Origin of the sequence: Robertmurraya mangrovi, assembly GCF_034427655.1 — a bacterium.
GTDB classification, from domain to species: domain Bacteria; phylum Bacillota; class Bacilli; order Bacillales; family Cytobacillaceae; genus Robertmurraya_A; species Robertmurraya_A mangrovi.
The window spans coordinates 15,225-41,197 of sequence record NZ_JAXOFX010000022.1; the positions used below are offsets into that span (position 1 = coordinate 15,225).

Annotated in this window: 33 protein-coding genes and 1 other annotated feature; all 33 genes read right to left on the minus strand. The window is 39.3% G+C overall.

The window, feature by feature from the left end; genetic code table 11:
• Window positions 1–21 precede the first annotated feature (21 nt).
• Window positions 22–204 (minus strand): 50S ribosomal protein L30, encoded by a 183-nt coding sequence (gene rpmD / locus SM124_RS21310; protein ID WP_322448536.1) that lies wholly within the window; start codon window positions 202–204, stop codon window positions 22–24.
• 12 nt (window positions 205–216) lie between these two features.
• Complete coding sequence (rpsE, locus tag SM124_RS21315; protein WP_066058517.1) at window positions 217–717, minus strand: 30S ribosomal protein S5; 501 nt, start codon at window positions 715–717, stop codon at window positions 217–219.
• A gap of 24 nt (window positions 718–741) precedes the next feature.
• Window positions 742–1,104 carry a 50S ribosomal protein L18 gene (gene rplR / locus SM124_RS21320; protein ID WP_322448537.1) on the minus strand — a complete coding sequence of 121 codons (363 nt, stop codon included), beginning with the start codon at window positions 1,102–1,104 and terminating at the stop codon, window positions 742–744.
• A gap of 32 nt (window positions 1,105–1,136) precedes the next feature.
• Window positions 1,137–1,673 carry a 50S ribosomal protein L6 gene (rplF, locus tag SM124_RS21325; protein WP_322448538.1) on the minus strand — a complete coding sequence of 179 codons (537 nt, stop codon included), beginning with the start codon at window positions 1,671–1,673 and terminating at the stop codon, window positions 1,137–1,139.
• A gap of 30 nt (window positions 1,674–1,703) precedes the next feature.
• The gene (gene rpsH / locus SM124_RS21330) at window positions 1,704–2,102 is read right to left on the minus strand and encodes a 30S ribosomal protein S8 (RefSeq protein ID WP_322448539.1); all 399 of its coding nucleotides are present in this window, start codon (window positions 2,100–2,102) and stop codon (window positions 1,704–1,706) included.
• A gap of 30 nt (window positions 2,103–2,132) precedes the next feature.
• Entirely contained in the window at window positions 2,133–2,318 is a 186-nt protein-coding gene (gene rpsN, locus SM124_RS21335; RefSeq protein WP_009499044.1) for a 30S ribosomal protein S14, read from the minus strand.
• A 25-nt stretch (window positions 2,319–2,343) separates the two neighbouring features.
• On the minus strand, window positions 2,344–2,883 hold the full coding sequence (gene rplE / locus SM124_RS21340) for a 50S ribosomal protein L5 (protein ID WP_322448540.1): 540 nt from the start codon (window positions 2,881–2,883) through the stop codon (window positions 2,344–2,346).
• A 26-nt stretch (window positions 2,884–2,909) separates the two neighbouring features.
• Window positions 2,910–3,221 (minus strand): 50S ribosomal protein L24, encoded by a 312-nt coding sequence (gene rplX / locus SM124_RS21345; RefSeq protein ID WP_322448541.1) that lies wholly within the window; start codon window positions 3,219–3,221, stop codon window positions 2,910–2,912.
• A 36-nt stretch (window positions 3,222–3,257) separates the two neighbouring features.
• On the minus strand, window positions 3,258–3,626 hold the full coding sequence (rplN, locus tag SM124_RS21350) for a 50S ribosomal protein L14 (protein WP_322448542.1): 369 nt from the start codon (window positions 3,624–3,626) through the stop codon (window positions 3,258–3,260).
• A 39-nt stretch (window positions 3,627–3,665) separates the two neighbouring features.
• The gene (rpsQ, locus tag SM124_RS21355) at window positions 3,666–3,929 is read right to left on the minus strand and encodes a 30S ribosomal protein S17 (protein WP_214898872.1); all 264 of its coding nucleotides are present in this window, start codon (window positions 3,927–3,929) and stop codon (window positions 3,666–3,668) included.
• A gap of 19 nt (window positions 3,930–3,948) precedes the next feature.
• The gene (gene rpmC / locus SM124_RS21360) at window positions 3,949–4,152 is read right to left on the minus strand and encodes a 50S ribosomal protein L29 (RefSeq protein WP_003351417.1); all 204 of its coding nucleotides are present in this window, start codon (window positions 4,150–4,152) and stop codon (window positions 3,949–3,951) included.
• Window positions 4,142–4,576 carry a 50S ribosomal protein L16 gene (gene rplP / locus SM124_RS21365; protein WP_322448543.1) on the minus strand — a complete coding sequence of 145 codons (435 nt, stop codon included), beginning with the start codon at window positions 4,574–4,576 and terminating at the stop codon, window positions 4,142–4,144. The genes rpmC and rplP overlap by 11 nt, the downstream gene beginning before the upstream one ends.
• A 1-nt stretch (window position 4,577) precedes the next feature.
• Window positions 4,578–5,234: a 30S ribosomal protein S3 gene (rpsC, locus tag SM124_RS21370; protein ID WP_322448544.1), complete on the minus strand. Its 657-nt coding sequence runs from the start codon at window positions 5,232–5,234 to the stop codon at window positions 4,578–4,580.
• A 3-nt stretch (window positions 5,235–5,237) separates the two neighbouring features.
• The gene (gene rplV / locus SM124_RS21375) at window positions 5,238–5,579 is read right to left on the minus strand and encodes a 50S ribosomal protein L22 (RefSeq protein ID WP_322448545.1); all 342 of its coding nucleotides are present in this window, start codon (window positions 5,577–5,579) and stop codon (window positions 5,238–5,240) included.
• Between the two features lie 18 nt (window positions 5,580–5,597).
• Window positions 5,598–5,876 carry a 30S ribosomal protein S19 gene (gene rpsS / locus SM124_RS21380; protein WP_322448546.1) on the minus strand — a complete coding sequence of 93 codons (279 nt, stop codon included), beginning with the start codon at window positions 5,874–5,876 and terminating at the stop codon, window positions 5,598–5,600.
• Window positions 5,877–5,936: 60 nt separating this feature from the next.
• On the minus strand, window positions 5,937–6,767 hold the full coding sequence (gene rplB, locus SM124_RS21385) for a 50S ribosomal protein L2 (RefSeq protein WP_322448547.1): 831 nt from the start codon (window positions 6,765–6,767) through the stop codon (window positions 5,937–5,939).
• Window positions 6,768–6,795: 28 nt separating this feature from the next.
• A complete protein-coding gene (gene rplW, locus SM124_RS21390) occupies window positions 6,796–7,080 on the minus strand; it encodes a 50S ribosomal protein L23 (protein ID WP_407691436.1) in 285 nt (94 codons plus the stop codon).
• Window positions 7,080–7,703, minus strand: coding sequence for a 50S ribosomal protein L4 (gene rplD, locus SM124_RS21395; RefSeq protein WP_322448548.1), 624 nt, complete (start codon window positions 7,701–7,703; stop codon window positions 7,080–7,082). Before rplD ends, rplW begins: the two co-directional genes overlap by 1 nt.
• Before the next feature lie 25 nt (window positions 7,704–7,728).
• Entirely contained in the window at window positions 7,729–8,358 is a 630-nt protein-coding gene (gene rplC / locus SM124_RS21400; RefSeq protein WP_322448549.1) for a 50S ribosomal protein L3, read from the minus strand.
• 40 nt (window positions 8,359–8,398) lie between these two features.
• On the minus strand, window positions 8,399–8,707 hold the full coding sequence (gene rpsJ, locus SM124_RS21405) for a 30S ribosomal protein S10 (protein WP_322448550.1): 309 nt from the start codon (window positions 8,705–8,707) through the stop codon (window positions 8,399–8,401).
• A gap of 520 nt (window positions 8,708–9,227) precedes the next feature.
• Window positions 9,228–10,415: an elongation factor Tu gene (gene tuf / locus SM124_RS21410; protein ID WP_322448551.1), complete on the minus strand. Its 1,188-nt coding sequence runs from the start codon at window positions 10,413–10,415 to the stop codon at window positions 9,228–9,230.
• 120 nt (window positions 10,416–10,535) lie between these two features.
• Window positions 10,536–12,614 carry an elongation factor G gene (gene fusA / locus SM124_RS21415; RefSeq protein WP_322448552.1) on the minus strand — a complete coding sequence of 693 codons (2,079 nt, stop codon included), beginning with the start codon at window positions 12,612–12,614 and terminating at the stop codon, window positions 10,536–10,538.
• A gap of 57 nt (window positions 12,615–12,671) precedes the next feature.
• Window positions 12,672–13,142, minus strand: a complete 471-nt coding sequence (rpsG, locus tag SM124_RS21420; RefSeq protein ID WP_322448553.1) for a 30S ribosomal protein S7 — start codon at window positions 13,140–13,142, stop codon at window positions 12,672–12,674.
• 48 nt (window positions 13,143–13,190) lie between these two features.
• On the minus strand, window positions 13,191–13,613 hold the full coding sequence (rpsL, locus tag SM124_RS21425; RefSeq protein ID WP_322448554.1) for a 30S ribosomal protein S12: 423 nt from the start codon (window positions 13,611–13,613) through the stop codon (window positions 13,191–13,193).
• Between the two features lie 105 nt (window positions 13,614–13,718).
• On the minus strand, window positions 13,719–13,967 hold the full coding sequence (locus tag SM124_RS21430; protein ID WP_322448555.1) for a 50S ribosomal protein L7ae-like protein: 249 nt from the start codon (window positions 13,965–13,967) through the stop codon (window positions 13,719–13,721).
• A 180-nt stretch (window positions 13,968–14,147) separates the two neighbouring features.
• Window positions 14,148–17,747 carry a DNA-directed RNA polymerase subunit beta' gene (gene rpoC, locus SM124_RS21435; protein WP_322448556.1) on the minus strand — a complete coding sequence of 1,200 codons (3,600 nt, stop codon included), beginning with the start codon at window positions 17,745–17,747 and terminating at the stop codon, window positions 14,148–14,150.
• Window positions 17,748–17,929: 182 nt separating this feature from the next.
• Window positions 17,930–21,487 carry a DNA-directed RNA polymerase subunit beta gene (gene rpoB, locus SM124_RS21440; RefSeq protein WP_322448557.1) on the minus strand — a complete coding sequence of 1,186 codons (3,558 nt, stop codon included), beginning with the start codon at window positions 21,485–21,487 and terminating at the stop codon, window positions 17,930–17,932.
• Between the two features lie 323 nt (window positions 21,488–21,810).
• Window positions 21,811–22,410: a class I SAM-dependent methyltransferase gene (locus SM124_RS21445; RefSeq protein WP_322448558.1), complete on the minus strand. Its 600-nt coding sequence runs from the start codon at window positions 22,408–22,410 to the stop codon at window positions 21,811–21,813.
• Between the two features lie 400 nt (window positions 22,411–22,810).
• The gene (gene rplL / locus SM124_RS21450; protein WP_322448559.1) at window positions 22,811–23,173 is read right to left on the minus strand and encodes a 50S ribosomal protein L7/L12; all 363 of its coding nucleotides are present in this window, start codon (window positions 23,171–23,173) and stop codon (window positions 22,811–22,813) included.
• A gap of 61 nt (window positions 23,174–23,234) precedes the next feature.
• Window positions 23,235–23,735, minus strand: coding sequence for a 50S ribosomal protein L10 (gene rplJ / locus SM124_RS21455; protein ID WP_322448560.1), 501 nt, complete (start codon window positions 23,733–23,735; stop codon window positions 23,235–23,237).
• A gap of 33 nt (window positions 23,736–23,768) precedes the next feature.
• Window positions 23,769–23,914 (minus strand) — a sequence feature (ribosomal protein L10 leader region).
• 64 nt (window positions 23,915–23,978) lie between these two features.
• A complete protein-coding gene (gene rplA, locus SM124_RS21460; protein WP_322448561.1) occupies window positions 23,979–24,677 on the minus strand; it encodes a 50S ribosomal protein L1 in 699 nt (232 codons plus the stop codon).
• Between the two features lie 112 nt (window positions 24,678–24,789).
• On the minus strand, window positions 24,790–25,215 hold the full coding sequence (gene rplK, locus SM124_RS21465) for a 50S ribosomal protein L11 (RefSeq protein ID WP_322448562.1): 426 nt from the start codon (window positions 25,213–25,215) through the stop codon (window positions 24,790–24,792).
• Between the two features lie 168 nt (window positions 25,216–25,383).
• On the minus strand, window positions 25,384–25,917 hold the full coding sequence (nusG, locus tag SM124_RS21470) for a transcription termination/antitermination protein NusG (protein ID WP_322448563.1): 534 nt from the start codon (window positions 25,915–25,917) through the stop codon (window positions 25,384–25,386).
• Between the last annotated feature and the right edge of the window lie 56 nt (window positions 25,918–25,973).

Here is a 25,973-nt window from a genome sequence, read left to right on the forward strand (position 1 = left end):
CTTATTTAAAGAAAGATCGAATTAATTTTCTTTTACCGTTACTAAGTGAGCAACTTTAGTGATCATACCACGGATAGCCGGGTTATCTTGATGCTCAACAGTTTGATGTAATTTACGTAATCCTAGAGCTTTAACAGTCTCTCTTTGATCTTGTGGACGACCAATCACACTGCGAGTTAGGGTAATTTCTAACTTATTAGCCATTTGATTTCCCTCCTAACCTAACAGTTCTTCTACTGATTTACCACGTAATTTCGCTACGTCCTCAGCACGTTTTAATTGTTTTAAACCGTCTAAAGTTGCACGAACCATGTTAATTGGTGTGTTAGTTCCTAATGATTTTGAAAGGATATCAGCAACACCAGCTAACTCAAGAACCGCACGAACTGGACCACCAGCGATTACCCCAGTACCTTCTGAAGCAGGCTTTAGAAGGATTTCACCAGCACCGAAATGTCCGATTACTTGGTGAGGAATCGTTGTACCTACCATAGGTACTTCGATTAAATTTTTCTTAGCATCTTCAATTGCTTTGCGGATAGCATCAGGTACCTCTTGTGCTTTACCAGTACCAAAGCCAACGTGGCCGTTTTTGTCACCTACTACTACTAGAGCAGAGAAACGGAAACGACGTCCACCTTTAACAACTTTCGCTACACGATTTACGGTAACTACGCGTTCTTCAAGTTCAAGTTTGTTTGGATCAATACGACGCATCTTTTTGTGTCCCTCCTTTGTCTATTAAAATTCTAGTCCATTTTCACGAGCAGCATCAGCTAATGCTTTTACGCGACCATGATATAAATATCCGCCACGATCAAATACAACAGCTTTAACGCCTTTTTCTATAGCACGTTTAGCAACTAATTCTCCGACCTTAACAGCTGCATCAACATTACCAGTAGAATCAAGTGAAACTTCTTTATCTAAAGTTGAAGCACTCACTAGAGTTACTCCACTTACATCGTCGATTAGTTGAGCATAAATGTGTTTGCTAGAACGGAACACATTTAGACGAGGACGAGCAGCAGTACCGCTAAGTTTAGAACGCACACGTGCGTGTCTTTTTTTACGGGTTGCATTTTTGTCAGCCTTCGTAATCATTTAGGTCACTCCTTTCGTTTGCCTATGCGGCATTACTTACCTGTTTTACCTTCTTTACGGCGTACAAATTCGCCTTCGTAACGGATACCTTTACCTTTGTAAGGCTCTGGTGGACGAACGTCACGAATGTTAGCAGCCAATGCGCCAACGCGCTCTTTGTTTGTACCTCTTACAATAACCTTTGTATTAGAAGGTACTTCGATTTCAAGACCTTGCTCAGGCTCGATTTCAACAGGGTGAGAATAACCAACGTTTAATACTAATTTGCTACCTTGCTTTGATGCACGGTAACCTACACCGATTAACTCAAGAGATCTTTCGAATCCTTTAGAAACTCCCTCAATCATGTTAGAAAGTAATGCGCGAGTTGTTCCGTGCAATGCGCGGTGTTCTTTCATATCAGAAGGACGAGCGACAGTTAGGATGTTCTCTTCCACTTTGATTTCAATATCAGGGTTAAATGAACGGCTAAGTTCACCTTTAGGACCTTTAACAGTTACATTATTTCCATCGATAGTAACAGTTACTCCAGATGGAATTTCGATTGGTTTTTTACCTACACGAGACATTTAGTGCACCTCCATTCTTTGAAAACTCTATTACCAAACGTAAGCTAATACTTCTCCGCCAACTTGCTTAGCGCGAGCTTCTTTATCTGTAAGAACTCCTTGAGAAGTAGATACTAACGCGATTCCAAGACCGTTTAGCACGCGTGGAACTTCGTTTGATTTAGCGTAAACACGAAGTCCTGGCTTACTAATACGTTTAAGACCTGTGATAACACGCTCATTATTTGAACCGTATTTTAAGAAGATACGGATGATACCTTGTTTGTTATCTTCGATATATTCAACATCACGAACGAAACCTTCACGCTTTAAGATTTCAGCGATCTCTTTTTTCATGTTAGAAGCAGGAACCTCTAACTTTTCGTGACGAACCATATTCGCATTACGGATGCGAGTTAACAAATCTGCAATAGGATCTGTCATGACCATTGTTTATTGCCTCCTTCCCAAACTCTAGTTTTACCAGCTAGCTTTTTTCACACCAGGAATTTGTCCTTTGTATGCTAATTCACGGAAACAAATACGGCAAAGCTTAAATTTACGGTATACAGAATGTGGACGTCCACAACGTTCGCAACGTGTATATTCTTGTACCTTGTATTTAGGCGTGCGTTTTTGTTTCGCAATCATTGACTTTTTAGCCACGTTTTCGCCTCCCTCTATTTAGCGATTACTTTTGGAATGGCATTCCAAATTGAGTTAAAAGTTCACGAGCTTCTTCATCAGTATTTGCTGTAGTTACGATAACGATATCCATACCACGAACTTTGCTTACTTTATCGTAATCAATTTCAGGGAAGATTAACTGTTCTTTAACACCTAAAGTGTAGTTACCGCGTCCGTCAAAAGATTTCTTAGAAATCCCACGGAAGTCACGTACACGAGGTAAAGAAACAGATACTAACTTGTCTAGGAATTCGTACATACGCTCTCCACGTAATGTAACTTTAGCACCGATTGGCATACCTTCACGAAGACGGAAACCAGCGATTGATTTCTTTGCACGAGTTACTACTGGCTTTTGACCAGTAATCGTTGCAAGTTCTTCAACAGCGTTATCTAAAGATTTTGCGTTTTGAACAGCATCACCAACACCCATGTTGATAACGATCTTTTCAAGTTTTGGTACTTGCATTACTGATTTATAGTTAAACTTGCTCATTAGAGCAGGAGTAATTTCTTTTGAATATTTTTCTTTTAGGCGGTTCATTCATTGTACCTCCCTTCATTTATAAACTATTTATCTAGAACTTCACCTGATTTTTTTGCAACACGTACTTTTTTGCCATCTACCACTGTATATCCAACACGAGTTGGTTCACCAGACTTAGGATCGATTGGCATTACGTTTGATACATGAATTGGCGCCTCTTGGCTAATGATTCCACCTTGTGGATTCATTTGGGATGGCTTAGAGTGCTTTTTAACGATGTTAACACCTTCTACTAAAACACGATCTTGTTTAGGGTAAGCTGCTAAAATCACACCTGTTTTGCCTTTGTCCTTACCAGAGATGACCATAACTTTGTCACCTTTTTTTACATGCATCTGTTCGCACCTCCTTAAAGGCAATTGGATTTTGAATTATAGTACTTCTGGAGCTAATGATACGATTTTCATGAAGTTGCTGTCACGTAATTCACGAGCAACTGGTCCGAAGATACGAGTTCCACGTGGACTCTTATCATCTTTGATAATTACACAAGCGTTTTCGTCGAATTTAATGTAAGTTCCATCTTGACGACGAACACCACTCTTAGTTCTTACGATAACTGCTTTAACAACGTCACCTTTTTTAACAACGCCACCAGGTGTTGCTTGTTTCACTGTACAAACGATAACGTCACCAATGTTAGCAGTTTTACGTCCAGAACCACCAAGAACTTTAATTGTAAGTACTTCACGAGCACCTGAGTTATCAGCAACTTTCAAACGTGATTCTTGTTGAATCATGTGTGTAACCTCCCTTCGGGATGTAGCTTTTTCCGAACATTAAATAATTACTGCTTTTTCTACCACTTCAACAAGACGGAAGCGTTTAGTCGCAGAAAGTGGACGAGTTTCCATGATACGAACTACATCGCCAACTTTTGCTGTGTTTTGCTCATCATGAGCTTTAAACTTTTTAGAGTACTTAACGCGTTTACCGTATAAAGGATGCTTTTTGTAAGTTTCGACAAGAACAGTTACAGTCTTATCCATTTTGTCAGAAACAACGCGTCCAGTGTAAACTTTGCGTTGGTTACGTTCACTCATCTAGCGAACCTCCTCTCATTTATCGATTGTTAACACCGATCTCTCTTTCACGAATAACAGTTTTCATGCGAGCAATGGCTTTACGTACTTCACGAATGCGAGCTGTGTTTTCAAGTTGTCCAGTCGCCAATTGAAAGCGAAGGTTGAAAAGCTCTTCTTTTAAAGATTTAACTTTTTGTTCTATTTCAGCAGTGGTAAGGTCACGAATTTCATTAGCTTTCATTTGATTCACCACCAATTTCTTCTCGTTTTACAAACTTACATTTAACTGGAAGTTTGTGTGATGCTAAACGTAATGCTTCACGTGCGATCTCTTCAGATACACCAGCAACCTCAAACATTACTTTACCAGGTTTAACTACAGCTACCCAACCTTCTGGAGCCCCTTTACCAGAACCCATTCGGACCTCTAGAGGCTTTGCTGTATAAGGCTTATGTGGGAATATTTTAATCCACACTTTACCGCCACGTTTCATGTAACGTGTCATAGCAATACGAGCTGATTCGATTTGACGGTTAGTGATCCAAGAAGCTTCTAAAGCTTGTAAACCGAATTCACCGAAAGAAACTTCAGTTCCGCCCTTAGCCATACCACGCATTTTACCACGGTGTTGACGACGATATTTTACGCGTTTTGGGACTAACATATTATTTGCCTCCTTCCTCTGATTTCTTTCTCGTTGGAAGGACTTCTCCACGATAGATCCATACTTTTACGCCTAATTTACCATAAGTAGTATCAGCTTCAGCAGTAGCGTAATCGATATCTGCACGAAGAGTATGAAGTGGAACAGTTCCTTCGCTGTAAGATTCCGAACGAGCGATGTCTGCACCGCCTAAACGACCAGATACCATTGTTTTGATACCTTTTGCACCAGCGCGCATAGCACGTTGAATAACTTGTTTTTGAGCACGACGGAAAGATACACGGTTTTCTAATTGACGAGCAATGTTTTCCGCAACTAATTTCGCATCGATGTCTGCTTTTTTGATTTCAAGAATGTTGATATGAACACGTTTACCAGTAAGTGAGTTTAGCGCTTTGCGAAGTGCTTCAACTTCAGTACCACCTTTACCAATAACCATTCCAGGCTTTGCAGTATGGATAGTTACGTTTAAGCGGTTAGCTGCACGCTCGATTTCTACTTTAGAAACAGAAGCATCACTTAGACGTTTCGTGATATACTCACGAACTTTTAGGTCTTCGTGTAAAAGATCAGCATAGTCTTTTCCTGCGTACCATTTGGACTCCCAATCACGGATGATTCCGATACGCAAACCGACTGGATTTACTTTTTGACCCACTGATTACCCCTCCTTCTTTTCTGTTAATACGATAGTAATATGACTAGTACGTTTATTAATAGCACTTGCACGGCCCATTGCACGAGGACGGAAACGTTTTAAAGTTGGTCCTTCATCAACGAATGCTTGAGAAACAACTAGGTTGTTAACATCCATTTCGTAGTTGTGCTCAGCATTTGCCATAGCAGAGTTTAATAATTTTTCAATTACTGGAGAAGCAGTTTTTGGCGTATGTTTTAAAATAGCTACTGCTTCACCTACTTGCTTTCCTCGAATTAAATCTACGACTAAACGAGCTTTACGAGGAGCAATACGAACTGTTCTTAAAACAGCTTTTGCTTGCATAGGAATGCCCTCCTCTCATTAACGTCTTGTTTTCTTATCATCACTTGCGTGACCTTTGTAAGTACGAGATGGAGCAAATTCTCCAAGCTTGTGACCTACCATGTCTTCAGTGACATATACAGGAACATGTTTACGACCATCATAAACAGCGATAGTGTGCCCGATAAATTGTGGGAAGATCGTAGAACGACGAGACCAAGTTTTTACAACTTGTTTGCTTTCTGTTTCATTAAGCTTTTCAATCTTAGTCATTAAATGATCATCAACAAAAGGCCCTTTTTTTAAGCTGCGACCCATGAGTGAACCTCCCTTCGTGATTGGTCTACGGTTCTACTGATGAACCGTAGTTCAACCCCGTTATTTTTTACGACGACGTACAATAAATTTATCTGATTTGTTTTTCTTTTTACGAGTCTTGAATCCAAGAGTTGGTTTACCCCAAGGAGTCATTGGTGACTTACGTCCGATAGGTGAACGTCCTTCACCACCACCGTGTGGGTGATCGTTAGGGTTCATTACAGATCCACGAACAGTTGGGCGTTTACCTAACCAACGAGAACGACCTGCTTTACCAATGTTGATAAGTTCATGTTGCTCGTTACCAACTTGACCTACAGTCGCACGACAAGTTGCAAGAATCATACGAACCTCACCAGAGTTTAAACGAACAAGTACGTATTTGCCTTCTTTACCAAGAACTTGTGCAGAAGTACCTGCAGAACGTACTAATTGTCCACCTTTACCAGGTTTTAATTCGATGTTGTGGATAACTGTACCCACTGGAATGTTTGATAACGGTAATGCGTTACCTACTTTAATATCTGCATCTGGACCTGACATTACTTCTAATCCAACTTCTAAGTTCTTAGGAGCTAGGATGTAACGTTTTTCTCCATCTACATAGTTAATTAATGCGATGTTCGCAGAACGGTTTGGATCGTACTCGATTGTAGCAACGCGTCCTGGAATGCCATCTTTGTTACGTTTAAAATCGATGATACGATATTGACGTTTATGACCGCCACCTTGGTGACGTACAGTTAACTTACCTTGGTTGTTACGGCCCCCTTTTCTCTTTAAAGGAGCAAGTAAGGATTTCTCCGGTTTGTCAGTTGTGATTTCTGCGAAATCAGAAACTGTCATGCCGCGACGACCATTAGAGGTAGGTTTATACTTTTTAATCGCCATTTCGTTTCCCTCCTCTTCTATTTATGAATTATACTTCGAATAATTCGATTTCTTTGCTGTCTGCTGTTAATTTAACGATCGCTTTACGACGTTTGTTAGTGTAACCTCCGAAACGTCCCATGCGCTTGAATTTACCTTTGTAGTTCATGATGTTAACTTTCTCAACTTTAACACCGAAGATTGACTCAACAGCATCTTTAACTTGAGTTTTGTTAGCTTTAACATCAACTTCAAATGTATATTTTTTTTCAGCCATTATATCAGTAGAACGTTCAGTGATAACGGGGCGCTTAATGATATCGCGTGCATCCATTATGCAAGCACCTCCTCTACTTTTTCAACCGCTGCTTTAGTCATGATTAACTTATCATGGCTTAAAACATCAAGAACGTTAATTCCATTAGCAGTTACTACAGTTACACCAGGGATGTTACGAGCAGATAATGCTACGTTTTCATCTAAGTCAGCTGTAACGAATAATGCTTTAGAATCAACTGAAAGACCTTTTAAAAGACCCTTAAAGTCTTTAGTTTTTGGTGTTTCGAAAGCAAGGTTTTCTAATACTAAAATATTTTCCTCTAATACTTTAGAAGATAATGCAGATTTAATTGCTAAGCGACGTACTTTTTTCGGTAATTTGTAGCTGTAGCTACGTGGAACAGGACCGAATACAGTACCACCTCCACGCCATTGTGGAGAACGGATAGAACCTTGACGAGCACGACCAGTACCCTTTTGGCGCCATGGCTTACGTCCACCGCCCGCTACTTCAGAACGAATTTTTGTTTTGTGAGTTCCTTGACGTAAAGAAGCTCTTTGCATAATAACTGCTTCAAATAAAACGTGGTTATTAGGCTCAATACCAAAGATTGAATCGTTAAGTTCGATTTCACCAACTTGAGATCCAGTTTGGTTAAACAATGCTACTTTAGGCATTCTTGTTTCCTCCTTTCTAGCTTAATTATCTTGCTTTAACCGCACTTTTAATTTTTACTAAAGCTTTTCTAGCTCCAGGTACATTACCTTTAATTAATAGTAGGTTACGCTCTACATCAACTTTAACGATTTCTAAGTTTTGAACAGTTACTTGTTCTCCACCCATACGTCCTGGTAAAGCTTTACCTTTGAATACACGGTTAGGAGCAACAGGACCCATTGAACCTGGGCGACGGTGGTAACGAGAACCGTGTGCCATTGGTCCGCGAGATTGTCCATGGCGTTTGATTGAACCTTGGAAACCTTTACCTTTTGAAATTCCTGTTACATCAACAGTATCGCCTTCCGCGAAAATATCAACTTTGACTTCCTGACCAACCTCATACTCACTAACACTAACTTCGCGGAATTCGCGAACGAAGCGCTTAGGAGCAGTATTAGCTTTAGCAACATGTCCTTTTTCTGGCTTGTTTGATAACTTCTCACGCTTATCATCAAAACCTAATTGAACTGATTCATATCCATCAGTATCAACAGTTTTCTTTTGAAGAACTACGTTTGGAGCAGCTTCAACAACAGTTACCGGGATAAGGTCACCATTTTCAGCAAATACTTGAGTCATACCGATTTTTCTTCCTAAGATTCCTTTGGTCATTATAGTCACACCTCCTGATTATTTATCTTTTATTATTGAATTAAAGTTTAATTTCGATATCTACACCTGATGGTAAATCTAAACGCATTAATGAATCAACTGTTTGTGGAGTTGGGTTCACAATATCGATTAGACGCTTATGAGTACGCATCTCAAATTGCTCACGAGAATCTTTGTACTTATGCACCGCACGTAGAATTGTGTAAATAGACTTTTCAGTTGGTAGTGGAATCGGACCTGAAACAGCCGCTCCAGAACGTTTTGCAGTCTCAACAATTTTCTCTGCAGATTGATCAAGAATTCTGTGATCATAAGCTTTTAAACGGATACGAATCTTTTGGTTTGCCATTATTTTCCCTCCTTTTCGCCTATATTAATTATAGACATTCTCCGTGAAAATTTCCCACACACTCGCCATGGCAAAGCGGCCGGGTGTGTCAGCAACCTTTCACTTCATCGCAGTCAAAGACCAACATTGTCTATTATACTTAACTCATAAAGTAAATGCAACACTAAATTGTATTTTTTCTTTATGTCTCACGCACTTTTTATATTATAACGGGTGTTTTAAAGCTTTTCAAGGTTTAAGTAAAACTCCATTATATTCAGTTAATTTACATGTGAGTTTTAGAATCTAGTTAAACTAAAAGTATTCATCAATGGTACTGATCGTATTGTAGTAACAAACTAATGAACTAATTCAATGGCATCCTTATTATATAGAAGAAACTAAAAATATTTTGTATTATGAGTGATCAAACTTTAGTCAATTTCTTTGACTACTTATCAGTCTAACATTTGATAATTTTACTTTCTTAAACAGCAAAAAACAGGTGGTCTAGATCCACCTGTTTTTATCAAAAAATTAATTATTCAACGATAGTAGCAACTACGCCAGCGCCTACTGTACGTCCACCTTCACGAATAGAGAACTTAGTTCCTTCTTCGATAGCGATTGGAGCGATAAGCTCAACGTTCATTTCGATGTTGTCGCCAGGCATAACCATTTCTACGCCTTCTGGTAACATACAGATACCTGTGATGTCAGAAGTACGGAAATAGAATTGTGGACGGTAGTTAGTGAAGAATGGAGTATGACGTCCACCTTCTTCTTTAGATAAAACGTAAACTTCAGCTTTGAATTTTACGTGTTGTTTGATTGAACCTGGTTTAGCTAATACTTGACCACGCTCGATATCGTCACGAGAAACCCCACGAAGTAGAGCTCCAATGTTGTCTCCAGCTTCAGCGAAATCAAGAAGCTTACGGAACATTTCAACACCTGTTACAGTTGTGCTCTTAGACTCTTCAGTGAAACCTACGATGTCTACTACGTCACCAACTTTAACTTGACCACGCTCAACACGACCTGTAGCAACTGTTCCACGACCAGTGATTGAGAATACGTCCTCAACTGGCATCATGAAAGGTTTTTCAGTGTCACGTTGTGGAGTTGGGATATACTCATCAACAGCAGCCATTAACTCGTTGATTTTTTCTTCCCACTCAGCTTCTCCTTCAAGAGCTTTAAGAGCAGAACCTTTGATTACAGGAATGTCATCTCCAGGGAACTCATATTCAGATAGTAGGTCACGGATTTCCATTTCTACTAACTCTAATAACTCTTCGTCGTCTACCATGTCACATTTGTTCATGAATACAACTAGGTAAGGTACACCTACTTGACGAGAAAGAAGGATGTGCTCACGAGTTTGTGGCATTGGACCATCAGTAGCAGATACTACTAAGATACCGCCGTCCATTTGAGCAGCACCAGTGATCATGTTTTTAACGTAGTCAGCATGTCCTGGGCAGTCAACGTGCGCATAGTGACGAGTTGCAGTTTCATACTCAACGTGTGCAGTAGAGATTGTGATTCCACGCTCTCTTTCTTCTGGAGCACCATCGATTTGATCATATGCACGAGCTTCTGCTCCACCAACTTTAGCAAGTACTGAAGTAATTGCAGCAGTTAATGTAGTTTTACCATGGTCAACGTGACCAATTGTTCCGATGTTAACGTGTGGCTTTGAACGGTCGAATTTAGCTTTTCCCATTTGGAAAATCCTCCTTTAATAATTGAAATTGTTAAGTATATTTTTGCTGTGGATAGGGTAATCCCTAACCACAGCTAAGCTTACATTAGTAGTTATACTTGATTATAAAGGTAAAATCAATTATTCACCTTTATTTTTTTTGATGATTTCTTCAGAGATCGTTTTTGGAACCTCTTCGTAGTGATCGAAGTGCATAGAGAATACCCCACGACCTTGTGTGCTTGAACGTAATGCAGTTGCATATCCGAACATTTCAGATAGTGGAACCATTGCACGAACTACTTGAGCATTTCCACGAGCTTCCATACCTTCTACACGTCCACGACGAGCAGTGATGTTACCCATAATATCTCCCATGTACTCTTCAGGGATGATTACTTCAACTTTCATCACCGGCTCAAGAATTACTGGGCTACATTTTGAAGCAGCGTTTTTAAGTGCCATTGAAGCAGCAATTTTGAACGCCATTTCAGATGAGTCAACATCATGGTATGAACCATCGAATAAACGTGCTTTGATATCTACTAATGGATATCCAGCAAGTACTCCACGCTCAAGAGAATCTTCTAGACCTGCTTGTACAGCTGGGATGTACTCACGTGGGACAACCCCACCGACGATACCGTTTTCGAATTCAAAACCTTTACCTTCTTCGTTTGGAGAGAATTCAATCCAAACGTGTCCGAATTGTCCGCGTCCACCAGATTGTCTCGCGAATTTTCCTTCAACAGATGCTGAAGCACGGAAAGTTTCGCGGTAAGCAACTTGAGGAGCACCAACATTTGCTTCTACCTTGAATTCACGACGCATACGATCTACAAGTATATCTAAGTGAAGCTCACCCATACCCGCGATGATAATTTGTCCAGTTTCCTGGTTTGTCGAAGCACGGAATGTTGGATCTTCTTCTTGTAATTTTTGTAGAGCAGTAGTCATCTTATCTTGGTCAGCTTTTGACTTAGGCTCGATTGATAACTCGATAACTGGCTCTGGGAATTCCATAGATTCAAGAATAACAAGGTTTTTCTCGTCACATAGAGTATCACCAGTAGTAGTATCTTTTAATCCAACAGCAGCTGCGATATCTCCAGCGTATACCATTGAAATCTCTTCACGGCTGTTAGCATGCATTTGTAGGATACGACCTACACGCTCACGCTTGCCTTTAGTAGAGTTTTGTACATAAGAACCAGAGCTTAATGTACCAGAGTACACGCGGAAGAAAGTTAACTTTCCTACATATGGATCTGTCATAACTTTAAATGCTAATGCAGAGAATGGCTCATCGTCACTTGAAGGACGAGTTACTTCTTCATCTGAATCCGGAAGAGTACCTTTAATTGCTGGTACATCTAATGGAGATGGAAGGTAGTCAATAACTGCATCTAACATTTTTTGAACACCTTTGTTTTTGAAAGCAGAACCACAGATTACTGGATAGAATTCAACGTTTACTGTACCTTTACGAATAGCTGCTTTAAGCTCTTCTTTAGTGATTTCTTCTCCACCAAGGTATTTCTCCATTAAGTTCTCATCAAGTTCAGCTACTGCTTCAACTAACTTTTCACGATACTCTTCAGCTTGATCCATATATTCAGCAGGAATTTCTCCCTCTTGAATATCTGTACCTAAATCGTTACCGTAGAATGTTGCAGTCATTTCAACTAAGTCAATGATACCTTCGAATTGATCTTCAGCACCAATTGGTAATTGAATAGCAGCAGCATTTGCTTGTAGACGATCATGTAAAGTTCCTAAAGAGTAAAGGAAATCTGCACCGATTTTGTCCATTTTGTTTACGAATACAACACGCGGTACTCCGTATGTTGTAGCTTGACGCCAAACAGTTTCTGTTTGAGGCTCAACTCCAGATTGAGCATCAAGAACAGCTACTGCACCATCAAGAACACGCAGTGAACGTTCAACTTCAACAGTGAAGTCTACGTGTCCTGGTGTATCGATGATGTTTACGCGGTTTCCTTTCCACTGTGCAGTTGTTGCTGCAGAAGTGATAGTGATTCCACGCTCTTGCTCTTGCTCCATCCAGTCCATCTGAGATGCACCTTCGTGAGTTTCACCAATTTTATGGATACGACCCGTATAGTAAAGTACACGTTCTGTTGTTGTTGTTTTACCGGCATCAATGTGAGCCATGATACCGATATTACGTGTATTTTCTAAGGAGAACTCTCTTGCCATTGGGTTTTTCTCCTTCCTAATCTTAGTATGAATGTTATTATTTTTTTAAAGTGAATCCTACCAACGATAGTGAGCAAACGCTTTGTTCGCTTCAGCCATTTTGTGTGTATCTTCACGTTTCTTAACTGATGCACCAGTGTTGTTAGCTGCATCAAGAATTTCGTTAGCTAAACGCTCTTCCATCGTTTTTTCTCCACGAAGACGAGAGTAGTTAACTAACCAACGAAGACCAAGTGTAGTACGACGATCTGGGCGCACCTCAACTGGTACTTGGTAGTTTGAACCACCTACACGACGTGCTCTTACTTCAAGAACAGGCATGATGTTTTTTAGTGCTTGATCGAATACTTCCATTGGATCTTTACCAGAACGATCACGAATGATATCAAATGCTGAGTAAAGAATTGCTTGTGATTTACCTCTTTTACCGTCTACCATCATTTTGTTGATAAGACGAGAGATCAATTTTGAGTTATATAGCGGATCAGGTAATACGTCTCTTTTCGCTACAGGACCTTTACGTGGCATGTTTTTTTCCTCCTTTCAAAGATGCTTTATTTCAAGCTTTTTAAATTATTATTTTTTTGCAGCTTTTGGTCTCTTAGTTCCATATTTAGAACGACCTTGCATACGGTTGTTAACACCAGCTGTGTCTAACGCTCCACGAACGATGTGGTAACGTACCCCCGGTAAGTCCTTAACACGTCCTCCACGGATTAACACTACACTGTGTTCTTGTAGGTTGTGTCCGATACCAGGAATGTAAGCTGTTACCTCGATTCCGTTTGTTAAACGTACACGCGCATATTTACGTAACGCCGAATTCGGTTTCTTTGGAGTCATTGTACCAACACGAGTACAAACACCGCGTTTTTGTGGTGAAGATACATTAGTTTGAGCTTTTTTGAAGCTGTTGTAACCTTTGTTTAGTGCTGGTGATTTTGACTTTTCCTCTTTTGATTGACGAGGTTTACGCACTAATTGATTAATTGTAGGCATTTTAGTTTTCCTCCCTTCATTTTTTCATTAAGACCCACACATCCAGGTGGTTCATTTTGAAACAAAAAACAAAGTCTTTGCAGCTATTTTCTACAAAAACAGTTTTTAAAAAGTTAAAGCGACAGTTGAGGCTCCAACCTCTATTCCACATGCCTTCCCAAGCTTTTTCATTGAATCGACATATATGATAGGAACATTATATTCACTTGCCGTACTAATCACCTTCGATGTAACTCTAGGTTCTGCATCTTTAGCAACAAGTACTTCCATGACTGTTCCGGATTTTAGAGCTTTTACTGTTTGCTTTGTTCCTACTATAATACTTTTTGCCTGTATTACTTTTTCATAAGACATCTCTATATCCTCCAAAGCAACAGGTATATAGGAGCACCTTTGATATAGTATCATCTTAGTAGACTGATGTCAACAAAACGGAGAACTTTTTTTTGTAAATTTATATTAAAATAAATCTTAAAGTATCATTTTGTCTTTAAAAGGCGGTACTTATCGTTAGACAAGTACCGCGTTATATCATTACTCTACAGTTACTGTTTCTTCTAACTCTTCTTCATTTGTAACTGGTTCTGCTTTACGGTAACGTTGCATACCCGTACCAGCTGGAACAAGTTTACCAATGATAACATTCTCTTTAAGACCTAGTAATTCATCGCGCTTACCTTTAATTGCTGCATCTGTAAGAACTCTTGTTGTTTCTTGGAATGATGCCGCAGATAAGAATGAATCAGTTTCAAGAGATGCTTTTGTAATACCAAGAAGTACAGGACGACCAGTAGCCGGAAGCTTACCTTCAAGTAATGCTTTTTCATTCGCATCCTTAAACTGATGAATATCAAGAAGAGAACCTGGTAATACAGTAGTTTCACCAGCATCAATAACACGAACTTTACGAAGCATTTGGCGAACCATTACCTCAACGTGTTTATCCCCAATCTCTACCCCTTGCATACGGTAAACTTTTTGTACTTCACGAAGTAAATACTCTTGTACGGCATTTACATCTTTAACTTTAATCAGTTCTTTCGGATCGATAGAACCTTCTGTTAGTTCTTGACCACGTTTAACTTCGTCATTTACTGCCACTTTTAGACGTGCTGTATATGGTGCTGTGTAAGTACGAGACTCTACTTCACCTTGAACAATAATTTCATGTTGGCGATCACGGCCTTCATTTATGCCCACTACTACTCCATCTACTTCAGAAATGACAGCTTGACCTTTCGGGTTACGAGCTTCGAATATCTCTTGGATACGAGGTAAACCTTGAGTGATATCGTCCCCTGCTACCCCACCTGTATGGAATGTACGCATCGTTAACTGAGTTCCTGGTTCCCCGATAGATTGAGCTGCAATAATACCTACTGCTTCCCCTACCTCTACCTCTTGACCTGTAGCTAAGTTACGTCCGTAACATTTTTTACATACTCCGTGGCGTGTATTACATGTAAATGCTGAACGAATCCATACTTCTTCTATACCAGCTTCAATTACTTCAGTAGCTAAATCCTCTGTAATTAAGCCGTTTTCTGGAACGATAACAGCATTCGTTTCAGGATGTTTAATTGACTTTCTTGCGTGACGACCAATTAAACGCTCTTCAAGTGCCTCAATAATCTCCGTACCATCACGAAGTGCTCTGATTTGTAAACCACGGTCTGTTCCACAATCATCTTCACGAACGATTACATCTTGTGCAACGTCAACTAGACGACGAGTTAAGTAACCTGAGTCAGCTGTTTTTAAGGCTGTATCAGCAAGACCTTTACGAGCACCATGGGTAGAGATAAAGTATTCTAGTACCGTTAGACCTTCACGGAAACTAGATTTGATTGGTAACTCAATGATACGACCAGCCGGGTTGGCCATTAGACCACGCATACCAGCTAATTGTGTAAAGTTAGATGCGTTACCACGGGCACCCGAATCACTCATCATGAAGATTGGGTTGGTCTTATCTAGTGATTTCATAAGCTTCGCTTGAATATTATCTTTTGCAGCACTCCAAATAGAGATTACACGATCATAACGCTCATCTTCAGTGATCAAACCACGTCTAAATTGCTTTAATACGTTATCTACTTTGTTTTGTGCTTCTTGGATAATTTCTTGTTTCTCTGGTAATACGACGATATCTGCCACACCAACTGTAATACCAGCTTTTGTTGAGTGTTTAAATCCTAAATCTTTCATACGATCTAGCATTTTAGATGTTTCTGTAATTTTAAACTTTTTAAACACTTCAGCAATGATATTACCAAGGATCCCTTTCTTGAAAGGATCTACTAATGGAGCAGTTTTAAGATGCTCTTTTACATCCGTTGATTGCTCAACAAAGTATTTAGCAGGAGTTTCAATTTCAAGGTTACCTTTTGTAGGCTCGTTAATATAAGGGAAAGTTTTCGGTAAAATTTCATTAAAAATTAACTTACCAACTGTTGTTAGTAATAGTTTTTTATTTTGTTCTTCCGTAAACGTTTCATTATTTAATGAACCAGCATAAACAGCTACACGTGTATGAAGATGAACATACCCATTTTGGTAAGCAATTAATGCTTCGTTCGTATCTTTAAAGATCATTCCTTCACCAACGGAACCTTCACGCTCTAAAGTTAAGTAATAGTTACCTAATACCATGTCCTGAGAAGGTGTAACAACAGGTTTACCGTCTTTAGGGTTAAGGATGTTTTGTGCAGCTAACATTAGAAGTCTTGCTTCTGCTTGAGCTTCTGCTGATAGAGGAACGTGAACAGCCATTTGGTCACCATCGAAGTCAGCATTGTAAGCTGTACATACGAGTGGGTGAAGACGAATAGCGCGTCCTTCTACTAGTGTTGGTTCGAACGCCTGAATTCCTAGTCTGTGTAGAGTTGGGGCACGGTTAAGTAGAACCGGATGCTCCTTAATAACTTCTTCTAATACATCCCAAACTTCAGGTTGAACTCTTTCGATTTTACGTTTTGCTGATTTAATATTATGAGCTAATCCTTTTTCAACAAGCTCTTTCATAACAAACGGTTTGAAAAGCTCTAAAGCCATTTCTTTCGGTAGTCCACACTGGAACATTTTCAAGTTTGGTCCTACAACGATAACAGAACGACCAGAGTAGTCAACACGTTTACCAAGTAAGTTTTGACGGAAACGTCCTTGCTTACCTTTAAGCATGTGAGAAAGAGATTTTAATGGACGGTTACCAGGTCCTGTTACCGGACGGCCACGGCGACCATTATCGATTAGTGCATCAACAGCTTCTTGTAACATACGCTTTTCGTTTTGAACGATAATGCTAGGCGCTCCAAGATCTAATAAACGTTTTAAACGGTTATTACGGTTGATTACACGACGGTATAAGTCATTTAAGTCAGAAGTAGCGAAACGTCCACCATCAAGCTGAACCATTGGACGAAGCTCCGGTGGGATAACCGGTAGTACATCTAGGATCATCCAAGACGGCTCGTTTCCTGAATTACGGAATGCTTCAAGTACTTCAAGTCTTTTAATTGCACGAGTACGACGTTGGCCTTGAGCAGTTCTTAATTCCTCTTTTAACATATCTACTTCTTTATTTAAATCGATATCAGAAAGAAGCTTTTTAATAGATTCCGCACCCATTGAGGCTTGGAACTTATTTCCGTACTTATCTTTGTAAGCACGATATTCTTTTTCCGATAGTAGTTGTTTTTTCTCTAAAGCAGTATCCCCTGAGTCTGTTACCACATAAGAAGCAAAATAAATTACCTCTTCTAATGCTCTTGGTGACATATCAAGTACTAAGCCCATACGACTTGGGATACCTTTGAAATACCAAATGTGAGAAACAGGTGCTGCTAATTCGATGTGACCCATACGTTCACGACGAACCTTCGCTCTAGTTACTTCAACACCACATCGGTCACAGACTACACCTTTGTAACGAACGCGCTTATATTTACCACAATGACATTCCCAGTCCTTTGTTGGTCCAAAGATACGTTCACAGAATAAGCCGTCTTTTTCTGGTTTAAGTGTACGATAGTTAATCGTTTCTGGTTTTTTGACCTCACCATAAGACCAAGAACGGATTTTATCAGGTGAAGCGAGACCAATTTTCATATACTCAAAATTATTAACGTCTAGCAAGGGGCCTACCTCCCTTTTAATCTACAGGTTTTACCCTATTTGCCAATTCACTACTGAGGGCATCAGTATAGTCGCCTTACCCCCTGCTATTACTGGCAGAGGGTAAGAATTTATATAGATATTTCTATTAACTGGAGCTTTTATTTTTAAGTGATACGCTAGATATCAACCCTAGATAGAAATTATTCTTTAGAGCCGACTATTTCTTCCTCAGTTTGTGGCTCAGGAGCTATAGTTAAGGATTCTGCCTGTTGAATTTCGTCATCATCCTCTAAATCGCGCATTTCAATCTCTTTTTCATCACTTGATAGAATTTTAACATCCATACCTAAGCTTTGAAGTTCTTTCATTAATACACGGAATGATTCAGGAACACCCGGTTCTGGTACATTTTCACCTTTAACAATTGCCTCGTAAGTCTTAACACGTCCAACAACGTCATCCGACTTAACAGTAAGAATCTCTTGAAGAGTGTAAGCAGCACCATATGCTTCAAGTGCCCAAACCTCCATTTCTCCAAAACGCTGACCACCGAACTGAGCTTTACCACCAAGTGGTTGCTGAGTTACAAGTGAGTAAGGTCCTGTAGAACGTGCATGTAGTTTATCGTCAACCATGTGGGCAAGTTTGATCATATACATGACACCTACTGATACACGGTTGTCAAACGGTTCACCCGAACGCCCATCATAAAGAACAGTCTTCGCATCACGAGCCATTCCTGCTTCTTCGATTGTTGACCACACATCTTCTTCACGAGCACCATCAAATACTGGTGAAGCTACGTGAATTCCAAGTGCTCTCGCAGCCATACCTAAGTGTAGCTCAAGCACCTGTCCAATGTTCATACGAGAAGGTACCCCTAGTGGATTTAACATGATATCAACTGGTGTTCCATCTGGTAAGTAAGGCATATCTTCTTCTGGTAAAATTCTAGAGATAACCCCTTTATTACCATGTCGACCTGCCATTTTATCTCCCTCAGAAATTTTACGTTTCTGAACGATATAAACACGAACAAGTTGGTTAACACCTGGTGGTAACTCGTCGCCATCTTCTCGGTTGAAGACTTTAACATCAAGGACAATTCCTCCACCACCGTGTGGTACACGTAGGGAAGTATCACGTACTTCACGTGCCTTTTCACCAAAGATCGCATGTAATAAACGTTCTTCAGCTGTTAATTCCGTTACCCCTTTAGGTGTAACTTTACCAACTAAAAGGTCACCATCTTTAACTTCAGCACCGATGCGAATGATTCCGCGCTCATCAAGATTTCTTAAAGCATCTTCACCAACGTTAGGAATATCACGTGTGATTTCTTCTGGTCCTAGTTTCGTATCACGAGACTCAGACTCGTATTCTTCAATATGGATAGAAGTGTAAACATCATCTTTTACAAGACGTTCACTCATGATGATGGCATCCTCATAGTTATAACCATCCCATGTCATGAACGCTACAAGAACGTTACGCCCTAAAGCTAATTCACCAAGCTCCATTGAAGGTCCATCAGCAAGGATTTCTCCTTTAGTCACTCGGTTTCCTACAGCAACGATCGGACGTTGGTTGTAGCAAGTTCCTTGGTTTGAACGGATGAATTTTAGCATTCTATATTTATCAAGATCGCCTTTTACTTCTTGGCCATCTATATTCGTAATACGGCGTACCCAAACTTCACGAGCTTCTACATGCTCTACGATACCTTCATGCTTACAGATTACAGCAGCACCAGAGTCTTTACCTGATACATATTCCATACCTGTACCCACTCTAGGAGCTTCTGGTTGCATTAAAGGAACAGCTTGACGTTGCATGTTCGCACCCATTAGGGCACGGTTAGAGTCATCGTTTTCTAAGAATGGAATACATGCAGTTGCAGCAGATACAACCTGTTTAGGTGATACATCCATGTAGTCCATACGATCGCGGCTAACCACGATGTTTTCTCCACGGAAACGAGAGATGATGTCTTCATCTAAAAATGAACCATCTTCTCCTAAACGAGCGTTTGCTTGCGCCACTACGTAGTTATCCTCTTCATCAGCCGTTAAGTAATCAATTTGGTTCGTCACTTTACCTGTTTCTGGATCTACACGACGATATGGTGTTTCAATAAATCCAAATCGATTTACTTTTGCATATGAAGATAAAGAGTTGATAAGACCGATATTCGGACCCTCAGGAGTCTCAATCGGACACATACGACCGTAGTGAGAATAGTGAACGTCACGTACTTCGAATCCAGCACGTTCACGTGTTAATCCACCAGGTCCTAATGCAGACAGACGACGTTTATGTGTCAATTCAGCTAATGGGTTTGTTTGATCCATGAACTGAGAAAGCTGTGAACTTCCAAAGAACTCCTTAATTGACGCAATAACCGGTCTGATATTAATTAATTGTTGTGGAGTAATAGTAGCTGTGTCTTGAATAGACATTCTTTCACGAACTACACGCTCCATTCTAGATAAACCGATACGGAATTGGTTTTGTAATAACTCACCAACAGAACGTAAACGACGGTTACCTAAGTGGTCGATATCATCTGTATCTCCAACTGAATGCAGTAAGTTAAAGAAATAACTGATAGATGCAATAATATCTGCAGGAGAGATGTTTTTCACAGCCTCTTCTACGTATGCATTACCAATAACATTTATCACTTTTTCTCCATCTTCGCCCGGAGCATAGATTTTAATCGATTGAAGAAGAACATCATCTTCTACAACTCCACCGTAAGGATTAAATGTTTTAAATCCAATATTCTTTTCTAAGTTAGGAAGAATACGATCTAAATTACGACGATCTAGTGTAATGCCTTTCTCTGCAATAATTTCCCCTGTTTCTGGGTCCACTAATGTCTCAGCAAGGCGTTGACCAAATAATCGATTTTTAATATGAAGTTTCTTGTTGATTTTATAACGACCTACATTCGCTAAATCATAGCGTTTTGGATCGAAAAATCTTGAAACTAATAAACTTTTTGCGTTTTCAACCGTTGGTGGTTCACCTGGGCGTAGACGCTCGTATATTTCTAAAAGAGCTTTTTCTGTACTTTCCGTATTATCTTTTTCAAGAGTGTTGCGGATGTATTCATTATCCCCAACTAGTTCAATGATCTCTTGATCAGACCCGAAACCTAATGCACGCAAAAGAACCGTAACGGGCAGCTTCCTCGTACGATCTATTCTTACGTATACGACATCTTTGGCATCTGTTTCATATTCTAGCCAAGCGCCGCGGTTCGGAATAACGGTAGCTGTGTAACCTCTTTTTCCGTTTTTATCAACTTTACCACTATAATATACACTCGGTGAGCGGACTAACTGAGAAACAATAACACGTTCAGCTCCATTAATAACGAACGTACCTGTTTCTGTCATAAGCGGGAAGTCACCCATAAAGACATCTTGGTCTTTAACTTCGCCTGTTTCTTTGTTTACAAGACGCACTTTAACACGCAGTGGTGCAGAATATGTAACATCTCGTTCTTTTGATTCCTCTACGGAATACTTTGGATCGCCAAGACTGTAATCAATAAATTCAAGCGACAGATTACCAGTGAAATCCACAATTGGAGAAATGTCCTGGAACATTTCACGTAACCCTTCATCTAAGAACCATTGGTAAGATGAAGTTTGGATTTCGATAAGATTTGGTAATTCTAATACTTCACTGATTCGCGCGTAACTTCTTCGTTGGCGGTGTCGTCCATACTGAACTAGTTGACCTGTCAACTGATTCACCCCTCAAATCAAGCGTTATTGTTGCATCTATTGCCATCTTATAAGATATACACTTCTTAAATTTTATAAATCCTTTTACTAAGTATGTATTAACTGAGCTGCAAGACCTTAATCTAAGTATTGATATGTATTCTTATAAGACAAAAAGAAAAAGGGTTTTTAAACAAAAAAACCACAATTCCCACATTACGAACTATTATTTTGTTAGTTTTTCCGAATAAAACCAATATTATACAACTTTCGTTTAATTTAGTAATTAAGCCGAAAATTATGATGTTGGCATTTTATAATATTAACATAGCGAAAATGTCAAGTCAATTCTTTTTAGTTCTTAAAATAAAATAACCTTTTTTCTTGTCAACTGTTTCTACTTCTCCAAACAACTCTGTTAACTTATCAATGGTCGAAGGAGCACCTTGCTTTTTTTGAATGACCACCCATAGCTCTCCGCCTGAACGAAGATGTTCATAGCTTTGTTCATAGATATCATGAACAACTTTTTTTCCAGCTCTAATGGGTGGGTTAGTTAAAATAGCCGAAAAATTACTCTTAGTAACATTAATTAAACGGTCACTTTCATAGATAGTTACATTAGAGATATTATTTAACTGAGCATTTTCCTTCGCTAAATTTATGGCTCGGTCATTAACATCAACCATATGAACATTTCTATCAGTCCCCTTAGCTAGTGATAACCCTATTGGGCCATACCCACAGCCAACATCTAAAATATCTCCTTCAACATTAGGAGCTTCAAATGTTTCTATTAATAATCTTGAACCGAAATCAACCTCACCTTTTGAAAATACACCATTATCGGTTTTAAACTTTAGTTTTTGATTCCTTAAGGTAAAATCCCAAAATTTCGGATTACTTTCTACTGTTTGTTCTCGGGAATAATAATGATTGGACAATTCGTCACCTCCATGATGGGGAGTAGAATGTGAAGATACTTGAAGATATAACCAAAACCATTTACGAAATAAAATTATAAATTAAGTTTGATCAGAAAGCAAAAAATCAGTTGGTTTTTTTCAAAAACATAAATTTACAGGACCAAAAGCGCAAGCGCCTCGGTCAGCCCCGACAAGCAAATGTTCTTCAACCCTAAAAGTCTGGTTTTCGACTTTTAGGGTTGAAGGTTATTTGACCGAGGAATAAATGGCTTTTAATTTATTCCCTCGAGGGGCTAGGCGCTGGAGCTGGACGGGGACACTCAATGTTAAAGAGTTATCCACAATGCGAAGTATTTTATAATTTCCTAAACGAAGAAAAAAAGCTCGCTATTATGCAGCGAGCTTTTTTGAAATATTATTACTTAACTTCGATACCAGCGCCAACTTCTTCAAGTTTAGCTTTGATTTCTTCAGCTTCTTCTTTAGAAACGCCTTCTTTAAGAGCTTTTGGAGTGTTGTCAACAAGTTCTTTTGCTTCTTTAAGACCAAGACCTGTGATTTCACGTACAACTTTGATAACTTTAATTTTTTGGTCTCCAGCACTTGCAAGAACCACGTCAAATTCAGTTTTCTCAGCAGCAGCTTCACCAGCGCCACCAGCCATTACAGCTACAGGAGCAGCAGCAGTTACGCCAAACTCTTCTTCAATAGCTTTTACTAAGTCGTTTAATTCTAAAACAGTCATGTTTTTTACTGCTTCAATGATTTGTTCTCTAGTCATGATAATTTTTCCTCCTTAAATTTCGTTCATTTATTTTAAGATATTTTAGATAAAATTAAGCTTATGCGCCTTGTTCTTCTTTTTGATCTGCAACAGCTTTTGCAGCAAGAGCAAGGTTGCGGATTGGAGCTTGAAGTACAGAAAGTAACATAGATAGTAAACCTTCGCGAGACGGAAGTTCCGCAAGAGCTTTTACTTCTTCTAAAGTAGCGATGTTACCTTCGATTACACCTGCTTTAATTTCAAGAGCTTCATGCTTCTTAGCGAAGTCATTAAGAATTTTCGCTGGTGCAACAACATCTTCAGTACTGAACGCAATAGCGTTAGGACCGGTAAGAGAGTCATTTAAACCAGAAAGTTCAGCGATCTCAGCAGCACGACGAGTTAAAGTATTTTTGTATACTTTAAATTCGATACCAGCTTCACGAAGTTGTTTACGAAGTTCTGTAACTTCACCAACAGTAAGACCACGGTAGTCAACAACAACTGCAGTTTTACTCGCTTTAAACTTATCAGCGATTTCCTCTACGATTTGTTTCTTTTGTTCGATAACGTTGTTCATCCTTACACCTCCTGTAGATTTGCTACATTTATACCGGAAATATAAAAACCTCCATGCCTTACAGACACGGAGGAAGTATACAATAGTCGTAAAACGAACGAACTAATCTATCGTATGACCTCGGTAGGAATATTAAGCCGAGTGGCACCTACTGTCTGCGGTACAAATGTTATTTATTTTTCAACAACAGATAATATCATATAAAATATTATTCTATTTGTCAACATCTATTTAAAAAAATTATTATTTAGCTGATACAGTAGAAGGATCTACTTTAACACCAGGGCCCATAGTAGTTGTTACAGTTACGTTTTTCATATACGTACCTTTAGCAGCTGCAGGCTTAACTTTTAACATAGTATCGAAAATTGTGTTGAAGTTTTCAACAAGCTTTTCGTTTTCGAAAGAAGTTTTACCGATAGGAACATGAATGTTACCAGATTTATCTACACGGTATTCTACTTTACCTGCTTTAATTTCATTAACTGCTTTAGTTACATCAAATGTAACCGTACCAGTTTTAGGGTTTGGCATTAAACCTTTAGGTCCTAATACTCGTCCAAGTTTACCAACTTCACCCATCATGTCAGGTGTAGCTACGATTACATCAAAATCGAACCAACCTTGACTAATTTTAGTGATATATTCTGCATCGCCTACGAAGTCAGCTCCAGCAGCTTCTGCTTCTTTCGCTTTCTCACCTTTAGCAAATACTAGAACACGTTGAGTTTTACCAGTACCGTTTGGAAGAACTACTGCTCCACGGATTTGTTGGTCAGCTTTCTTAGGGTCAACGCCTAAACGGAAAGCAACCTCAACAGTTGCATCAAATTTAGCAAAGTTTACTTTTTTAGCAAGTTCAATCGCTTCATCGATTGAGTAGGCTTTTGTACGATCTACAAGCTTTACAGCTTCTAAATACTTTTTACCTTTTTTAGCCATTTTCATTTCCTCCTATATTGTGGTTTTAGCGGAATGTCCTCCCACGAATAAAGGTTGCGAGTGAAACTTAATTCATCGTCGCAACCCCCCTGTTACCTTGTACACTTTAGCATTAGTCTTCGATAACGATACCCATGCTGCGTGCAGTACCTTCAACCATACGCATAGCCGCTTCAACGCTAGCTGCATTTAGATCAGGCATTTTTGATTCAGCAATCTCGCGCACTTTATCACGCTTGACTGTAGCTACTTTATTACGGTTTGGTTCACCAGAACCTGACTCAATTCCAGCCGCTACTTTAAGAAGAACAGCAGCAGGAGGAGTTTTCGTAATAAATGTAAATGAACGGTCTTCAAAAACCGTAATTTCAACAGGAATGATTAAACCAGCTTGTTCAGCTGTACGAGCATTAAACTCTTTACAGAATCCCATGATGTTAACACCGGCTTGACCTAGTGCAGGACCAACTGGTGGAGCTGGATTAGCTTTAGCAGCAGGGATTTGTAATTTAACAACCTTAATTACTTTTTTAGCCACGAGACACACCTCCTTAAGTCCGTGATGTGGTAATAGGGAAAATTTCCCTCCCACTCATCTATTTGTCTTTATATAGTATAAAGCACTTTACTGTGTCTTGTCTCAACCGAGACATACTGACCTATGAAATCTTATCACTTTTCAAAATAGATTTCAAGTTTTTTGAGATTATAATTTTTCAATTTGTGTAAAATCTAGTTCTACAGGGGTGTCGCGACCAAACATATTAACAAGAACTTTAATCTTCGCTTTGTCCTTATCAATCTCTTCAATCGATCCTGTGAAGTTAGCAAACGGACCTTCTTTTACACGTACGGTTTCGTTTAATTCGAAATCGATATCTATACGTTTTTCTTCTACACCCATACGCTTAAGGATATGGTGCACTTCCTCTGGTAAAAGTGGTGTAGGTTTAGAACCTGAACCAGCCGAACCAACGAAACCAGTCACTCCTGGAGTATTACGAACTACATACCAAGAATCATCTGTCATCACAATTTCAACTAGCACATAACCAGGAAATACCTTACGTTTCACAACTTTTGTCTTACCATTTTTTACATCTGTTTCTTCTTCTTCTGGAACAATCACGCGGAAAATCTTATCAGACATCCCCATGGATTCAACACGCTTTTCTAGATTTGCTTTAACTTTATTCTCATAACCTGAGTAAGTATGAACTACATACCAATTCTTTTCCATCTTCCAGGACGAACGTCCTTCCCTCCCTAAGTAAAATCAGAATATCAAACAAATAA

Coding starts and splice junctions, on each gene's coding strand:
- rpmD (WP_322448536.1), bottom strand. CDS start 204: ATGGCTAATAAGTTAGAAATTACCCTAACTCGCAGTGTGATTGGTCGT.
- rpsE (WP_066058517.1), bottom strand. CDS start 717: ATGCGTCGTATTGATCCAAACAAACTTGAACTTGAAGAACGCGTAGTT.
- rplR (WP_322448537.1), bottom strand. CDS start 1,104: ATGATTACGAAGGCTGACAAAAATGCAACCCGTAAAAAAAGACACGCA.
- rplF (WP_322448538.1), bottom strand. CDS start 1,673: ATGTCTCGTGTAGGTAAAAAACCAATCGAAATTCCATCTGGAGTAACT.
- rpsH (WP_322448539.1), bottom strand. CDS start 2,102: ATGGTCATGACAGATCCTATTGCAGATTTGTTAACTCGCATCCGTAAT.
- rplE (WP_322448540.1), bottom strand. CDS start 2,883: ATGAACCGCCTAAAAGAAAAATATTCAAAAGAAATTACTCCTGCTCTA.
- rplX (WP_322448541.1), bottom strand. CDS start 3,221: ATGCATGTAAAAAAAGGTGACAAAGTTATGGTCATCTCTGGTAAGGAC.
- rplN (WP_322448542.1), bottom strand. CDS start 3,626: ATGATTCAACAAGAATCACGTTTGAAAGTTGCTGATAACTCAGGTGCT.
- rpsQ (WP_214898872.1), bottom strand. CDS start 3,929: ATGAGTGAACGTAACCAACGCAAAGTTTACACTGGACGCGTTGTTTCT.
- rpmC (WP_003351417.1), bottom strand. CDS start 4,152: ATGAAAGCTAATGAAATTCGTGACCTTACCACTGCTGAAATAGAACAA.
- rplP (WP_322448543.1), bottom strand. CDS start 4,576: ATGTTAGTCCCAAAACGCGTAAAATATCGTCGTCAACACCGTGGTAAA.
- rplV (WP_322448545.1), bottom strand. CDS start 5,579: ATGCAAGCAAAAGCTGTTTTAAGAACAGTTCGTATTGCTCCTCGTAAA.
- rpsS (WP_322448546.1), bottom strand. CDS start 5,876: ATGGGTCGCAGCTTAAAAAAAGGGCCTTTTGTTGATGATCATTTAATG.
- rplB (WP_322448547.1), bottom strand. CDS start 6,767: ATGGCGATTAAAAAGTATAAACCTACCTCTAATGGTCGTCGCGGCATG.
- rplW (WP_407691436.1), bottom strand. CDS start 7,080: ATGGATGCACGCGATATCATTAAGCGCCCCGTTATCACTGAACGTTCT.
- rplD (WP_322448548.1), bottom strand. CDS start 7,703: ATGCCTAAAGTAGCATTGTTTAACCAAACTGGATCTCAAGTTGGTGAA.
- rplC (WP_322448549.1), bottom strand. CDS start 8,358: ATGACCAAAGGAATCTTAGGAAGAAAAATCGGTATGACTCAAGTATTT.
- rpsJ (WP_322448550.1), bottom strand. CDS start 8,707: ATGGCAAACCAAAAGATTCGTATCCGTTTAAAAGCTTATGATCACAGA.
- tuf (WP_322448551.1), bottom strand. CDS start 10,415: ATGGGAAAAGCTAAATTCGACCGTTCAAAGCCACACGTTAACATCGGA.
- fusA (WP_322448552.1), bottom strand. CDS start 12,614: ATGGCAAGAGAGTTCTCCTTAGAAAATACACGTAATATCGGTATCATG.
- rpsG (WP_322448553.1), bottom strand. CDS start 13,142: ATGCCACGTAAAGGTCCTGTAGCGAAAAGAGACGTATTACCTGATCCG.
- rpsL (WP_322448554.1), bottom strand. CDS start 13,613: ATGCCTACAATTAATCAATTAGTGCGTAAACCTCGTCAATCAAAAGAG.
- SM124_RS21430 (WP_322448555.1), bottom strand. CDS start 13,967: ATGTCTTATGAAAAAGTAATACAGGCAAAAAGTATTATAGTAGGAACA.
- rplL (WP_322448559.1), bottom strand. CDS start 23,173: ATGACTAGAGAACAAATCATTGAAGCAGTAAAAAACATGACTGTTTTA.
- rplJ (WP_322448560.1), bottom strand. CDS start 23,735: ATGAACAACGTTATCGAACAAAAGAAACAAATCGTAGAGGAAATCGCT.
- rplA (WP_322448561.1), bottom strand. CDS start 24,677: ATGGCTAAAAAAGGTAAAAAGTATTTAGAAGCTGTAAAGCTTGTAGAT.
- nusG (WP_322448563.1), bottom strand. CDS start 25,917: ATGGAAAAGAATTGGTATGTAGTTCATACTTACTCAGGTTATGAGAAT.